Below are 14093 nucleotides of genomic sequence, written 5' to 3'. Positions count from 1 at the left end.
CATCGACCCGATCAGAATTGCCATTTGCTGATCTGACGACATTGCTTCTATTCGCTCCCTCTTTAATATGGTGACGGTTAAGCTTTAGAATTCGACCGGACCATCCAGTTCGTGGACCTGCCACGGCAAGCCATGTTCGTTCAGCATGTCCATGAAGTTGTCCGGATCCAGCTGTTCCATGTTCCACACGCCCGGCTCGGACCAGTTGCCTTTCAGCACCTGCGCCGCACCGATCATGGCGGGGACGCCGGTGGTATAGCTGACCGCTTGGCTGCCGACCTCGGCATAGCATTCCTCGTGGTCGCAGATGTTATAGATGTAATAGGTCTTCTCACCCGAGCCGTCTTTGGCCTGACCCGTGGCGATGTCGCCGATGCAAGCTTTGCCTTTGGTTTCTGCGCCCAGATCGCCAGGGTCGGGCAGCAATGTTTTCAGGAACTGGATCGGGATGATTTCCTTGCCGTCATGCATCACTGGGTCGATGCGGGTCATGCCGACATTTTCCAGCACTTTGGCGTGGGTGATATAGGCGTCGCCGAAGGTCATCCAGAAGCGGGCACGCTCAATCTCGGGGAAGTGGGTGGAGAGGCTCTCCAGCTCCTCGTGATACATCAGGTACATGTTTTTGGGGCCGATGGCGGGGAAATCGAACTCGACCTTATGGGTCATGGCGGGGGAGTGTTTCCATTCGCCAGCTTCCCAATGGCGCACTTCGGCCAACACTTCGCGCAGGTTGATCTCGGGGTTGAAGTTGGTGGCGAATTCCTGATCGTTGCTGCCACCATTGGCGTCCAGCACGTCGATCTGGCGGATCGTATCCAACTTGTGTTTCTTTAACCACGTCGCAAAGACAGACGTCACGCCCGGATCAAAGCCCGAACCGAGGATGGCGGTCAGTCCTGCCTGTTTGAACCGATCCTGATAGGCCCATTGCCAGTGATACTCGAACTTGGCTTCGTCCTCGGGCTCGTAATTCGCGGTGTCGATGTAGTGGATGCCCGCCTCAAGGCACGCGTCCATCAGCACGAGGTCCTGATAGGGCAGGGCCAGGTTCACGAGGACCTCGGCACCGGTGTCCTTGATCAGTTTGACTGTGTCCGCGACCTTATAAGCGTCCAGCTCCGCAGTAGCGATATCAACGCCAACACGCTCTTTCACGGCCTTGGCAATGGCGTCGCATTTCGACTTGGTGCGGCTGGCCAGCGTGATTTCAGTGAAGATGTCCGAATTCATCGCCATCTTGTGCACCGCAGCGTGAGAGACGCCGCCCGCGCCGACAACCAGCGTTTTGCCACTCAAAGTTCCCATGGGGTCATCTCCTCTCGGGGGTTATTCGTAATAGGTGTAGCCATTGATCGAGTCGCGATATGCGCTCATCAGGGTTTTGCGGTCTTTGGCCAGCAGAGTACCGGTCGAGATCGCCTCGTCCACCATTTTGCGGAAGGCGGCGACACAGTCGGCCGGATCAAACTCGACATAGGACAGGACCTGACCAATGGTGTCGCCCTCTTGCTCGTGCAGCAGATCGAAACCGCCATCGGAGCGCAGGTCGATGGTAACCACGTTGGTGTCGCCGAACAGGTTGTGCAGATCGCCTAGCGTTTCCTGATAAGCACCAACAAAGAAGACGCCCATGAAGTATTCGTCATTCTCGGGCAGGGAATGCACTGGCAGGCTGGGCGAGACACCGTCGGCCAGAATAAACCGGTCGATCTTGCCGTCGCTGTCGCAAGTGATATCGGACAGCACCGCGCGGCGGTCGGGCGTTTCGTTCAGACCCTGCAGCGGCACGATCGGGTGTAGCTGGTCAATGGCCCAGACGTCGGGCAGCGATTGGAACAGTGAGAAGTTGCAGTGATAGATATCAGCCACTTTTTCCAACTGTTCGTCGACATCCGTGTCGAGCTCATCACTGGCAGCCAACGCCTTGAGGCGGGCCATCAATGACAGATAAATGCGTTCGGCGCGCGCCATCTGGCGCAGGTCGATATATCCGCGGCGGAACAGGGCGCGCAGCTCGTTGCGATAAAAAGTGGCGTCGTTCCAGCATTCCTGAAGGCGGTCGCTGGAGAGGTATCCGTGCACGGCGGCAAGGTCCGAGACTAAGTGATGATCATCCGCCTCGACCTCAGGGCCGTCTGGCGCGTCATAAAGCGTGCTTTCCAGCACGTTGAACACCAGCATGGATGAGGTCGCAACGATAGCGCGCCCGCTTTCGGTGACCAATGTGGGGTGCTTGACCTCGGCTTCATCCATGGCATAGGCCACGGTTTCGACCACGTTGGCGCAGTATTCTTCTACCGTGTAGTTGATCGAGTTTTCGGCGGCTTTCTTTTCGCCCGTGTAATCTACGCCCATGCCGCCACCCAGGTCCAGATGGGTCAGCGGTACGCCTTCGCGGGTCAGTTCGGTATAGTATCGGCAGGCCTCACCCACGGCGCGGCGCACGTCATTGACGTCCTGCACCTGCGATCCAAGATGCGAGTGCTGCAGCTTCAGGCAGTGCAGCAATCCGGCGGCCTTCAGCTTGTCCACCGTGGCGACCAGTTGATCGGTGTTCATGCCAAAGGCGGAACGGTCGCCCGAGCTTTCTTCCCATTTTCCGCTGATCTGGTTGGTCAGTTTAACCCGTACGCCGATCAGCGGTTCGATGCCCAGTTGGTTATAGACTTCGATCACCGTGTCGGCCTCTTTCGGGCTTTCCAGCACGATCACCGTATTGAACCCGATTTTGCGGCTGAGGATGGCCAGCTGGATAAACTCGGCATCCTTGACGCCGTTGCAGACGATCAGCGCCTCATTGGCCAGACGATGGGCAAGCGCGACCACAAGTTCCGGTTTCGAGCCAGCCTCAAGGCCATAATTGTACTTCTTCCCAAACTCGACGATCCGGTCGACCACCTGAGCCTGTTGGTTGACCTTGATCGGAAAGACACCGCGATAGCTGCTTTTGTACCCAACCCGGGCAATCGCCTCTGCAAAGCTTTCGTTAATATGGACAATCTCGTGCTCCAGATAGGAGCTGACGCGCAGGATCATCGGAGCCTTGATGCCGCGATCGTCCAGATCACGCAGAATACCGGGCAGGCTGATAGCAGCAGTCTCTGGTGCAAGGGGATTGCGCAGACCGATTTCGCCGTCTTCCGTCACCTCGATGAGGTCTTTGCCCCATTTCTCAACCCCGTAGATGGAATGCGGTGCGTCGGGCGTCTGTTTCAATCAAGTCTGTCCTTAACCTAGGGTGCCTGCTTCGCGCCCGCCAATACGGCAGCAATTCGATTCGTCCAAGTGTAATCTATGTGACGGGTATTTCCGAATTTATACAGGCAGACCAACGGGAACCAGATGGTTATCCCACTGACAATCCGGTCGGGCGGAAATGCGGGCCTTGGCAGTAAGCGCTCCGACCAGCCCGGTGCCTGTGGTGAAGACAAAACCGGAAGGCCCGGCACCCAGGCCGCAGACATCCTCAAGCGGGGTCGTGTCGTTAAGTCGACCGGTCAAGCTGTCGAACCGGAGCAAATTGTTGCCGCGAGGGCAGGTGATGGCGATGGTTTTGCCGTCCCCGGCAAAAGCAATGCTGCCAGCGTAACCCTGCAAGGCACTTTGCACCGATTCCGGGGCTGCAAGCAGGCGCGGAGCCTCGCCTCTTTTGTGCAGTCCCAGCAAAGGCGGGTGGGTTAACCTGTTGCCCTGCCATTGCATTGCAAACCCAACCAGACCGTCGGATCGAACGGCAAGGTGCCGGATCGAATTTTTATGCAGTGTCCGGGGCAGCTCTATCTGTTCCAGGACCGAGCCTGACAGACTCAGATAACTTAGGCGCGGTTGCATGATGGGCAGATTCAGCTTGGTTCGGCCCATTTCAGGATGTGTTTCAATGCCGCCATTTGCGATGATCAGAGTTTCTCCATCCGGCATGATCCGCATATCATGCGGCCCGACCCCGCCCGAAGAAAACTCGCCCAACCGCGTGTAGTCCTCCGAGTCCCAAACGCCAATCACACCCTCACCGGCCTCATAGTCGTTTTCGGTGGTGAACAGATGGGTTCCATCCCGGGAAAACACGCCATGGCCATAGAAATGGCGGCCTTTGGGAGCATCCATCCGTGCGGTTTGGGTTCCGCTCTTGCAATCGATCACCACGCCAAAGGTGCCAGGGCGGCGGGCGAAAGCCACGGCTTGCGCGCGCAAGGGATGCGCCGCAGCGGCATGGCCGCGCGCCGGCAGGGGGAGAGAGAATAAGATACCGCCTTCAGAACTCAGGCCCGCCAGCCGATAGGTGCCGTCCGGAAACAGCGCCGCCGCCAGGAAATCTGGCGCGCCGACAGTCGACCAACCTTGTGTTGGGGCAAGGCTAGCTGCAGCCAGGCCCGCAAGGAATTGACGGCGGCTTGTCATGGCTTAGTCCCCGTCCAGCGAATTGAATCCGGCACTGATACCCAAGGTCGGGCCCAGCTCGGTTGCTGCAATCGTGAGGATGTCGTTGATCATCTGCTGCAAGGCTTCGACCCGTATCCGACCCGAAGGTGTCGAGACACCGGCCAGTGTAGGGCCGTCTAACTCACGCGTGCGGATGATAGCCTTGTCGAACGCATTATCCAAATCAGCGGCAATCTGCGGATGATCTGCGGACAGCCCGGTGGCCAGATCGCGCAGCGTGATCAATGACAGTTCGACCTGGCGTAGTGACCGTTCAGACCTGCGCGCTTCGGCCCGATTGGGACGGGGGCGCTCTAGGGTGCCCATGGGGCGTCCAAGGCGTGTTTCGGCAGTGAATTCCAATCCGGTGATCAGAGCTTTGTAAAGTTCCTGCATGGCCTCATCAGCAGACCGGTAAGGACTATCTCCGCCGGGCATGGTCAGGTTGGCAGAGAAAGGTTGCCAGTCGTGGTCCATCGCCTTCGCATTGCGGTTTATATCTGCAGCAATCGCCCGGATCAAAGCGCATCGATAGGCCCTGTCACCCTGATCCGCGAGGGCTGGGTCGAATAGCATCAATTCAAGTGCAAGAAACCCGCGTCCCGCGATCGAAGCCTCGGCATAAGCCTCGGGGGTGTCAACCACCGCGTCTTGGGTGGCAATCAGGCCGGATAGGGTTTTGGGTGTAAACCCTTTTGTGTCTGGCCAGAATGCCATCGCAAATGCGCGGTCATCGACCTCGGAGGGGCCAAAGCGCAAGTGGCTTACCTTGACCCAGCGGTCGAATGCCAGGTGATAGGCTGCACGAAGGTTCGGTGAAACGGCTGTGCAATCCGCCTGCGCTGCCGCATCCAGCGCAGCTGTTGCGTCAGATAGCTGTGCGTATCCGGGAAGAATGTGCCCTTCAACAACATCTGTCAGGATCTGGCTGGGATTTTGCGCCAAGGCTGACAGGGGCAGAATAAGGGCAATGGCCAGGCCGAGGGCACGCATCAGAGGCTCTCCAGAAAGCGGATCAAAGCGTCGCGGTCGGGTTTTGGCATAGACACAACGGTGTCGCGCGCCGATTGTGCCTCTCCACCGTGCCACAAAATAGCTTCCAACAGCGACTGCGCCCGCCCGTCATGCAGAAATTGTGTGTGGCCAGAGACCTGCCCCGTCAGGCCGACCCCCCAAAGCGGGGGTGTGCGCCATTCCCGGCCTGTTGCGCGTGCTTCGGGTCGGTTGTCGGCCAGACCATCGCCCATGTCATGCAGCAGAAGATCCGTATAGGGCCAGATCAGCTGAAAACTGTGCTCGGGCCGGTCGTCCATCCGATGGGTGACATAGGATGGCGTGTGGCACGAGGCGCAGCCGGTATCGAAGAACACCTGCTTGCCGTGCAGGACCTGCGGGTCACCGATATCGCGCCGCGCGGGTACGCCCAGATTGCGGCTGTAAAACGCAACGAGGTCCATGCCCAGTTGGTCGATTTCAAACACGCGGTCATCGTTGTCCCCATGGGGCGCGCCAACGCAATCCACCTGCAATTCCGTACACTCCCCATGGCCAGCAGGGTAAAGCGGGCTTGAGATGCCGATATCCCCTGCAAAAGCTGCAGCAGACTGCTCCATTATCGTAGGCATCCCGGCTTTGTGGCCGAACCGGCCCATCATCGGTTCACCGTATTCGGTTGACCAAACGATGTTGGGGCGGCCGGAAATACCATCGCCATCCGCGTCGTCCGGGTCGGCCTTTGCCAGCAGGTCCGCGACCGGAATCGCTTCAAGCAATCCCAGACCGATCATCTGTGGGGCCACGCGCGGGCTCAGCATCGCCTCGGGGTGCAGCGGGCCATATCCAAGATCCGCCGCGGTATAGGTCGGGCTGCGGAGAATGACCGTTTCGCCGTCTGATAGCGCGACAGGAAGGTTTTCATAGGTGATGTCCAGCCGGTACTCGGCGGGGTGGCCCGCGAGGGCCAGATCCTGCATCTGCCCGCCGTAATTGGGTTCGGGCTGAGTGGCGATGTAGTCCGCGATTTCATCGATTGTGCCGCCACCGGGGATTGAGACCCGAAGGAACATCGAAACAGCCCCGTCATAGGGCCCATTTGGTGTGTGGCCGCGCCCGTCCTTGATGTGACACCGTTGGCAAGAGCGCGCGTTGTACAATGGCCCCAAGCCGTCCGAGGCCAGGGTCGAGGAAGGCGAAGACACCCAGATTTTCTTGAACAGCCCGTTGCCGACCTTGAAATCCAGTTCCTGTTCGAATTTCAGATTGCCCGAAGGTTGCGAAAATGCATCTGCGTCCTGACGTGCCCTTACGGTTGCGGCACCGGCGGGCAGGTCCTCGAACCGTTGCGCGGCGTCGAAATCCGTGGGCGCGGCGATCACATCCGCGATCCGGGCCTTTTCATCTTCGGTTCTGGGTTGGAAGTTGAGATGCAGATCCTGCAGTTCAGCGGACAGGATCGGGGTGGCTGCAATCGCAGCCACCGCTACAAGCGAGAGCTTACTCGCCTTCGTCCATTTTCGATGCGTTAAGTTGCGCATAATTGGCTTCGCCAATCCTTTCGTACAAATCAAGCTGTGTTTCGAGGAAGTCGATATGGCCTTCTTCGTCACTGATCAGGTTCTCGAACAGAGACATAGTGACGTAGTCGCCCGCCTCTCGACAATATTCACGGGCCTCAACGTACAGGGCACGCGCATCATTCTCGGCAGCCAAATCACATTCCAGAGTTTCCTTCGGGGTCTGTCCAATCCGAAGCGGGTCCAGTTTCTGCAGGTTGGGGTGACCTTCCAGAAAGATTATGCGCTCGATCAGCTTGTCGGCATGACCCATCTCTTCGATGCTTTCCTCACGGCTTTTCTTTGCCATGTGGGTCAGGCCCCAATCCTCTTGCAGACGGTAATGCAGCCAATACTGGCTGACTGCCGTCAATTCATGCCGCAGAGATTTGTTGAGGTATTCTATGACTTTGGGATCGCCCTTCATCTACACTCTCCTGTGATGCCTTGGTGCGTAATGCACAAAGCTGCATGGGGACTTCCAGATTATCGCTGGCGCGCATGGTGTCTAGGAAAAGCGGCATGCATCCGCCACAATCCGCTGATTTTCCAAGGGCATGATAGATCTTGCCAGGGGTTATGACTGCCCTAGGGTCGGAAACGCGCATCCAGTCGATGGCGGCATGAATCTCGGTGTCTGTGATCTTAGTGCAATGGCAGACGATCATGGAGGTGGCGCTCTGGATTGTATTCTGACTATATTAGTCAGTTATTAAGTGCGTGTCCTGCGGCATACTGTCAGTTCGCCGAAAATAAGTTGGGGGCGGGATAGTCCTCCGCCCCCGAACCGCTAGGTTTACTGGAAAACAGCCGTCGGGTTGTCCAGGCTTTCAGAACCTTCGAACTCAATCTGATCGACGTCCAGAATGGTGACGATCCGCTCGATTGTCTTGGTCTGGTCCACCAGCCCGTTCACACCTCCCATGATCAAAACTTCGCCACCTTCGTTGCCGCGTTCCAGCATCTGGTCATAGGCGAACCCGGCCTCGGCTGTGGATTTGATCCGACCCAGCGCCTGCATCGTGTTGGCCAGCTTCAGCTTCATCTCGGCGTCCAGCGATGGGTCGGAGGCAATCACCAAGTCCGAAAGCGATGCGCCGCTGACAGGAGTTCCGTCGATGCGGGTATAGCTGCCCAAATAGACGTTCTGAATGCCAAGACCATCATAGTAGTGGCTGTTATGTGTGTTGTCCGAGAAGCAGTCATGCTCTTCCTCGGGATCGTTCAACATCAAGCCAAGACGCATCCGCTCACCGGCCTGCTCACCATAGGACAGCGAGCCCATTCCGGTGAGGATCGCGCTTATTCCTGCGCTCTCATTTTCGGTCAGGGAGGTTCGGGCCGCGCCTCCGTCCTGCCACTGGGTCGCCATCCATTCCAAATCGGTGACCAGCAGTTCAGTCACGGCCTCAAGGTACTGGGCGCGACGGTCACAGTTGCCGCCGGTGCAGGCATCACCTTGGGCATAGTCCGTCCATGGACGGCTACCCGCGCCTTCACCGTGGCCGTTCAGGTCCTGGCCCCACAACAGGAACTCAATCGCGTGGTAACCAGTGGCGACGTTGGCCTCGATCCCGTCTGCTTCGTGCAAGGTGCCCGACAGCAGTTCCGGGGTGATGTCGTTGGCATCGATTGGTTCGCCTGAAAGTTCAAAGCTTGGGTTGGCGATGACGTTCAATGCGGCGAACTCATTCTCGTCGCTCGGGCCGCCGTAGGTGGTGTCTACATAGTCGATCAAGCCCTCATCCAGGGGCCATGCGTTCACTTTACCTTCCCAATCATCAACGATCGCATTTCCGAACCGATAAACCTCGGTCTGCTGATAAGGGACGCGGGCCGCAATCCAAGCGGAACGGGCGGCATTTAGTGTTGCGTCGTTTGGATCGGAAATCAGCGCGGTCACGGCGCGCTGCAGCGATTTGGCTGCAATCAGGCTGTCATCGTACTTCGCCTCGGCGATATTGGCGTAAGTATTCAGAACATCTGCTTTCGAGGGGGTCTCGGTTGCAAAAGCAGAGGTGGCGGTCATCAGAGCCATGGCGCTTGTCAGGATCAGGGGGGTATTCATTGGGGGGTAGTCTTTCTTGTCAGATAACAATGGGTTCGCGCGATGCGACGCTCGACCAAATAACTGATAGAAATAGTCAACTAAGTCAACCTGAGTTTTATAGTCAGGTAAATTGTGAGCGAAAATAGCTCATTCCTACCCAATTCTAGTGGGCTTTGGTGTATCGTGACGCGATTGCGCGAATGTTTTTTCAGTTTAGAGTCGCTTAGTTGATTCTTTTCAGATGGTTCCTTGGTCATGAAGTTCTTAGTGTTTGTATTAACGCTTTTCCCGGTAAACGCGTTGCCTCAGTCTCAGGTTGCAAATCAGCACGAGCATGGGCAGGGACGATTGGCGGTTTCCTTTTCGGAAGCCGGGATTTCAATTTCCCTTGTGGTTCCTGGTCTTGACGTCCTGGGGTTCGAAGGCCCAGCGGAAACCGAAGGCGATCAGGCCTCGGTCGCCGGAGCCATTTCTGAATTGTCCAACCCCCTTGATCTGTTCAGTTTGTCTGAAGAGGCGGGGTGTTTCACTGTCTCGGCCAATGTCACCCTGTCTGGTGAAGGGTTGGGACCGGTCGTAGACAACGGATCAAATGTGCATACCGAATTCAGGGCAGACTATCAGATGCAGTGCCAGGACATGACGCATCTGGACCACGTCACCTTTCCCTATTTTGACCGCTTTCAACGTGCTGAATCTCTGATTGTTCAGATCGAAAAATCCGGGAAAGTTGATCGCCACACCGTGACGCGCGACGCGCCTGATTTAGACCTCAACACAGGCCTGTAATTCGGCAAAGAAAGCAATAGCTTTGCTGCCAGAATAGGTAGAGCTTTCCTGCGTTCTTCAGCACCAGTTCCCAGTGCAAAGGCCATCGCATGTCTGAAGCCACAGGACCCCGCATCCAACGTTAGTCTTCTTGCACCCACCGGCAAGACATTCCTGCATTGCCCCACAATCATTGTGCCACCACATACAGGATCTCGAAGACGAACATGTGCAGGTAGGCGGCGCGCCTTTGGCAATTTCGATAATCGGGCTTTCGCAAGCATTGTCGCCGAGTTGCTGCGTATATTTATGAAACACCGAGTGATCTGGAAAAACCTTCTCGATCACGGGCGACAACTCCTCAAGACGAGAAGTGGCCGTATGGTTCGCTTTGTCTTCGGAGTAGCAGTCAGGATTGAGTAAATCCTGTAGCTCGGAAAGTAACCGGCACTGAGACCTGTCAGACAGTGCCGCAATGCCTTCACTAAGCCGGTCTTGCCACACTGCCGCCTGAACAGTGGCGGGAAGGCAGTCAAAAATTGACTTCTGTTCGGCGATGTTCAAAGCCGACAAGCCGATCCGAAATTTTGAGATAGATGATACGGGATTGTACATAGTAGCCCCCTTTTCTAAGGGGCCATCATAACACATTTTTCGTTTGCGCGTTTGTCACGACCTTCTGAGGGCGCAGAGAACAGGCTGAAGCAAGGGCTCGATAAGCCTTGGTATGTCCTTAGAAGCGAGATCGAGGACAAAGTCGGAAAGAGAGCGTTTTGGCTTGCTTTTGTGATGGCAGAGTCGCCAGCACCATCACAAATTAACCGGGTTTCTTTAGGTCTTGGTGCAGCGCATCAGCTGCACCGGTGCAAACCCGGATTCCCGCTGATTTGAACTGTGAACTCAACGCTCAGTTATGAAGGACAATCCAGACACGAGCTGTCTCAATCCAAGTGCTGCGCCTGCAAAGATTGCAGCGAATGTTACGGGCGCGCTGTAGGCCAGAAGTGAGAATGCAGATATGCCTTGACCGACGCTGCAACCAACCGCGATGATCGCACCTGGACCCATAATCGCAGCGCCCAGCATTTGTCGCTTGAGTTCACGTGGATCTTCGCATGCTTCCCATCGGAAATGGCCCTTAGACCACGACCCCAGAAACGCGCCAATGAGAACGCCGGAGACTGATCCGACCGCAAAGGACAAAGTGTTTCCGGACGCAGTCATAAGGTAGAATATTGTGTCACCCAGGGGTGCCGCGAAGGTATGGGTTTGCACCGGCTCACCATCGAAACCATGTGTTGCAACCCAATTCGTGCCAAGCCAGCCCGAAACGATTGCCAGTCCAACTACAGACCCCCAAAACACCTGTGCCGGAGTGCGGCGGAAGCGATGGCTTGCCAAAGCAAAAAACACCAAAGCCACACCGATAACAGAGCCAATGAGCCAAGCTGGAATAGAGGTCAACCGTTCGGCAAGAAAGCTAATGCTCTGGGGGCCATTGAGATCCATTTCCTCTGGAAATATCCATACCCGGAGATAGGCGAGGGGTCCGGACATTACGACATAAGCGGAAAGACCCATGATCAAAACAATAACGAATGATCGAAGGTCACCACCTCCCAGCCTTGCCAGCGCACCATAGCCGCAGTTACCGCAGATGGCCATTCCGTACCCGAACATGAGGCCCCCCACGATCGAACCGAGGGGGTTCCAGGTCTGCGCAAGATACCTTGTTCCGACAGGGTCAAGTCCCCCCAACGCCATAGCGGTGTGGCTGCCGACAATCGCAACACCGATTGCCATTGCCCACATGCGCAGCCGCCGGTCATCATCTGCGTAAAGGTAGTCTTCGATTGCACCCAACGTGCAAAAACGGCCGATGCGTGCGGCCAATCCCAATACGATGCCACCAATCAAACCGATCAGAGCAACGGTATTTGTGTCTCCCAATGCTTCAAGCATTGCCAGTCTCCTCCCAAAGCTGGCGGCTTTCTGACCGGCTTCTACTTCTCCCTGCAGAAAAGGTCGTAAACGACTTCCAGGATTTGGGTCGAACGATCATCAGCCAATCTGTAGTAGATCGTTTTCCCCTCGCGTCGTGTCTTCACCAAGCCCTCGAAGCGCAAGCGGGAGAGTTGTTGAGATACCGCGGCTTGACGCGCTGAGAGCATTTCCTCCATCTGCGTGACCGATTTTTCCCCTGACGACAGATAACACAAAATCATCAGGCGCCCCTCATGGCTGATTGCCTTGAGGAAATTTGACGCGGTCTGAGCATTCTCCATCATTCTGTCCATGTCTTCGGCGCACATGTCCTTGGAGAACACAGGCAGGTTCGAAGATTTGTCCAACAAGATCGCCTCGCTTTCATGGCTTCACGCATTCAAAACAGTTTATGTAATATACCGCAGTTTATCCAGAGGTCTCAATTAGTATCCCAGCGTCACGCAGTAAAACGCCCAACACACCCCAGAAAAAGTCTTCACCGGGATAGCCTTCGATTCGTCCGACCTCTCGGCCATTGTCCAACAGAACAAAGGTTGGTGTGTAGTAGAGAGGCCGTTCCAATGCGATGTCGTCAGGCATGGCTGCGTGGATATCGACACGCCGAAGCGGTGCGGCATTTCCTTCAGGTGTCTTAGGGTAGATTTCTGAAATTTCGGAGTCCCAGCGGGCGCACCACATGCACCCATCTTCTTCTGCCATCAGAAGTGTCATTTCTGCCCGTAAAGCCATGGGAAAAACAAGCAACGTGATCGCAAGCAAACGTAGGATTAGGTGGCGCATCCAAAGCTCCGATTGACCGCAGTGACATATCTTTATAATTTTGAATGTGTGAATGATAGCGCGCCAGGACAGGTTTGACCATGCTCGACATTACATTTGCAGGAGCTTTGGTCGCCGGACTTTTGTCCTTTCTGTCGCCCTGCATCCTGCCAATTGTGCCGTTTTACCTCAGTTATCTGGCGGGTGTCGGGATGGAGCAGATTACAGCGACATCCGCCATTTCCAGCGAGGTTCGCCGCCGGGCAACGCTTGCTGCAATCGCATTTGCGGCTGGAATTATAACCATCTTTATGGCTCTCGGGGCCACGGCTTCGATATTTGGTCAGCTGGTACGAGAATACTTCGATATTCTGCGTTGGATTGCTGCAGCCATCATCATAGCGATGGGCCTGCATTTCCTGGGGTTAATTCGCATCGGGTTCCTGTATCGGCAGTTACGTGCAGATATTGGCGAGACATCAAACGTGAGCCTCACTGGGGCATATGTACTTGGATTGGCATTTGCTTTTGGCTGGACGCCCTGTGTTGGGCCGGTGCTCGCTGCAATCCTGTTTACAGCGGCCGGAACCGAAACGGCTTGGCGGGGCGCGGGGCTTCTGTTCGTTTACGGGGTTGGAATGACTGCACCGTTTGTTCTGGCGGCCTTTTTGGTTCGCCCCTTCATGCAATGGATGGTGCGGTTCAGGAAGCACTTGCCGCAGATCGAAATGGCAATGGGGGGGCTGTTGATCCTGTTCGGGGTCCTGATCGCAACCAACTCGATCAATCACATCGCACAATGGATGCTGGACTATATGCCCTGGCTTGCGGCCATAGGTTAATCCGGGAGGAAGACATGAAACGCACTTTGTCAGTTTTGATCGCATGCATGATAGGGGCTGCAGTCTCTGCTGCTGATCTGGGCGACGATGGATTGCATAAAACACCGTGGATGCGTGACACGTTCAAAGATCTTCGCGAGGATCTTGAAGAAGCGTCAGGTGAAGGTAAGCGGTTGGTTTTGTTCATTGAACAACGGGGCTGCATCTACTGTAAAAAGATGCACGAAGAGGTTTTCCCACAGCCCGACATGGCGGCGTTTATCGAAGAGAACTTTTTTGTCGTCCAGCTGGATTTGCATGGAAGCACCACGGCCACTGATTTTGACGGAGAAGAGAATGAGCAGAGAGCGCTGATGCGCAAATGGGGGATTCTGTTTACCCCAACGCTTGTATTTCTGCCGGAAGAGGTGCCCGAGGATGCCTCAGCCATCGATGCTGCCGTTGCTGTAATGCCGGGAGCATTCTCCAAGGGAACAACCTTAGACCTTTTCACCTGGGTCGATCAGAAGCGATATGAACTTGATAATGGCGAAGATTTCCAAAGGTATCACGCGCGGCGCATTCAGGAGCGAAACAATATTTCGCAGGAGTGAGATTGGGCGTTACAGATAAAAAAATTCATTATGATGAATTTGATGTTGCGATAAACCATGTTCGTCGACTACGGTGCACAAAGTCTTTGGGTCGCAAAGC

The 14093-nt window shown here is 55.8% G+C and carries 15 protein-coding genes; 3 read left to right on the top strand and 12 right to left on the bottom strand.

Features of this window, described 5'->3' with window-relative positions:
• Window positions 1–84: 84 nt before the first annotated feature.
• The 8 genes from AC2FFF_RS05295 to AC2FFF_RS05260 all read right to left on the bottom strand — a co-directional run bounded on the left by AC2FFF_RS05295 (window position 85) and on the right by AC2FFF_RS05260 (window position 9042).
• Entirely contained in the window at window positions 85–1308 is a 1224-nt protein-coding gene (locus AC2FFF_RS05295) for a saccharopine dehydrogenase family protein (protein ID WP_142635815.1), read from the bottom strand.
• Window positions 1309–1329: 21 nt separating this feature from the next.
• Window positions 1330–3219 (bottom strand): biosynthetic arginine decarboxylase, encoded by a 1890-nt coding sequence (speA, locus tag AC2FFF_RS05290; RefSeq protein ID WP_281972444.1) that lies wholly within the window; start codon window positions 3217–3219, stop codon window positions 1330–1332.
• Window positions 3220–3318: 99 nt separating this feature from the next.
• Window positions 3319–4401, bottom strand: a complete 1083-nt coding sequence (locus AC2FFF_RS05285) for a DUF1513 domain-containing protein (protein ID WP_142635819.1) — start codon at window positions 4399–4401, stop codon at window positions 3319–3321.
• 3 nt (window positions 4402–4404) lie between these two features.
• The gene (locus tag AC2FFF_RS05280) at window positions 4405–5415 is read right to left on the bottom strand and encodes an imelysin family protein (protein ID WP_142635821.1); all 1011 of its coding nucleotides are present in this window, start codon (window positions 5413–5415) and stop codon (window positions 4405–4407) included.
• Window positions 5415–6956 carry a di-heme oxidoreductase family protein gene (locus AC2FFF_RS05275; RefSeq protein ID WP_496882881.1) on the bottom strand — a complete coding sequence of 514 codons (1542 nt, stop codon included), beginning with the start codon at window positions 6954–6956 and terminating at the stop codon, window positions 5415–5417. The genes AC2FFF_RS05280 and AC2FFF_RS05275 overlap by 1 nt, the downstream gene beginning before the upstream one ends.
• Complete coding sequence (gene bfr, locus AC2FFF_RS05270; protein ID WP_142635826.1) at window positions 6916–7401, bottom strand: bacterioferritin; 486 nt, start codon at window positions 7399–7401, stop codon at window positions 6916–6918. Before bfr ends, AC2FFF_RS05275 begins: the two co-directional genes overlap by 41 nt.
• The gene (locus AC2FFF_RS05265; RefSeq protein ID WP_142635828.1) at window positions 7349–7642 is read right to left on the bottom strand and encodes a (2Fe-2S)-binding protein; all 294 of its coding nucleotides are present in this window, start codon (window positions 7640–7642) and stop codon (window positions 7349–7351) included. The genes bfr and AC2FFF_RS05265 overlap by 53 nt, the downstream gene beginning before the upstream one ends.
• A gap of 128 nt (window positions 7643–7770) precedes the next feature.
• Window positions 7771–9042 carry an imelysin family protein gene (locus AC2FFF_RS05260; RefSeq protein ID WP_281972441.1) on the bottom strand — a complete coding sequence of 424 codons (1272 nt, stop codon included), beginning with the start codon at window positions 9040–9042 and terminating at the stop codon, window positions 7771–7773.
• Between the two features lie 237 nt (window positions 9043–9279).
• Here AC2FFF_RS05260 and AC2FFF_RS05255 point away from each other — a divergent pair, with 237 nt between their 5' ends.
• Window positions 9280–9813 carry a ZrgA family zinc uptake protein gene (locus tag AC2FFF_RS05255; RefSeq protein ID WP_496676332.1) on the top strand — a complete coding sequence of 178 codons (534 nt, stop codon included), beginning with the start codon at window positions 9280–9282 and terminating at the stop codon, window positions 9811–9813.
• A 57-nt stretch (window positions 9814–9870) separates the two neighbouring features.
• Here the strand turns inward: AC2FFF_RS05255 and AC2FFF_RS05250 are convergent, their stop codons facing one another.
• From AC2FFF_RS05250 to AC2FFF_RS05235, 4 genes are all read right to left on the bottom strand, one after another.
• The gene (locus AC2FFF_RS05250; RefSeq protein WP_416383912.1) at window positions 9871–10407 is read right to left on the bottom strand and encodes a bacteriocin fulvocin C-related protein; all 537 of its coding nucleotides are present in this window, start codon (window positions 10405–10407) and stop codon (window positions 9871–9873) included.
• A 285-nt stretch (window positions 10408–10692) separates the two neighbouring features.
• A complete protein-coding gene (locus AC2FFF_RS05245; protein WP_142635836.1) occupies window positions 10693–11754 on the bottom strand; it encodes a YeeE/YedE family protein in 1062 nt (353 codons plus the stop codon).
• A gap of 41 nt (window positions 11755–11795) precedes the next feature.
• On the bottom strand, window positions 11796–12104 hold the full coding sequence (locus tag AC2FFF_RS05240; protein WP_142635976.1) for an ArsR/SmtB family transcription factor: 309 nt from the start codon (window positions 12102–12104) through the stop codon (window positions 11796–11798).
• A gap of 100 nt (window positions 12105–12204) precedes the next feature.
• Window positions 12205–12579, bottom strand: coding sequence for a hypothetical protein (locus AC2FFF_RS05235; RefSeq protein WP_142635838.1), 375 nt, complete (start codon window positions 12577–12579; stop codon window positions 12205–12207).
• Between the two features lie 80 nt (window positions 12580–12659).
• Here AC2FFF_RS05235 and AC2FFF_RS05230 point away from each other — a divergent pair, with 80 nt between their 5' ends.
• Both AC2FFF_RS05230 and AC2FFF_RS05225 read left to right on the top strand, forming a co-directional pair.
• Window positions 12660–13400, top strand: a complete 741-nt coding sequence (locus AC2FFF_RS05230; RefSeq protein WP_142635840.1) for a cytochrome c biogenesis CcdA family protein — start codon at window positions 12660–12662, stop codon at window positions 13398–13400.
• A 14-nt stretch (window positions 13401–13414) separates the two neighbouring features.
• On the top strand, window positions 13415–13993 hold the full coding sequence (locus AC2FFF_RS05225; RefSeq protein ID WP_271948175.1) for a thioredoxin family protein: 579 nt from the start codon (window positions 13415–13417) through the stop codon (window positions 13991–13993).
• The last annotated feature ends 100 nt before the right edge of the window (window positions 13994–14093 follow it).

This window comes from Ruegeria sp. YTSA226, from assembly GCF_059609905.1.
Note: the sequence above shows the minus strand (reverse complement) of the source record. Positions and strands in the feature narration are given on the sequence as shown.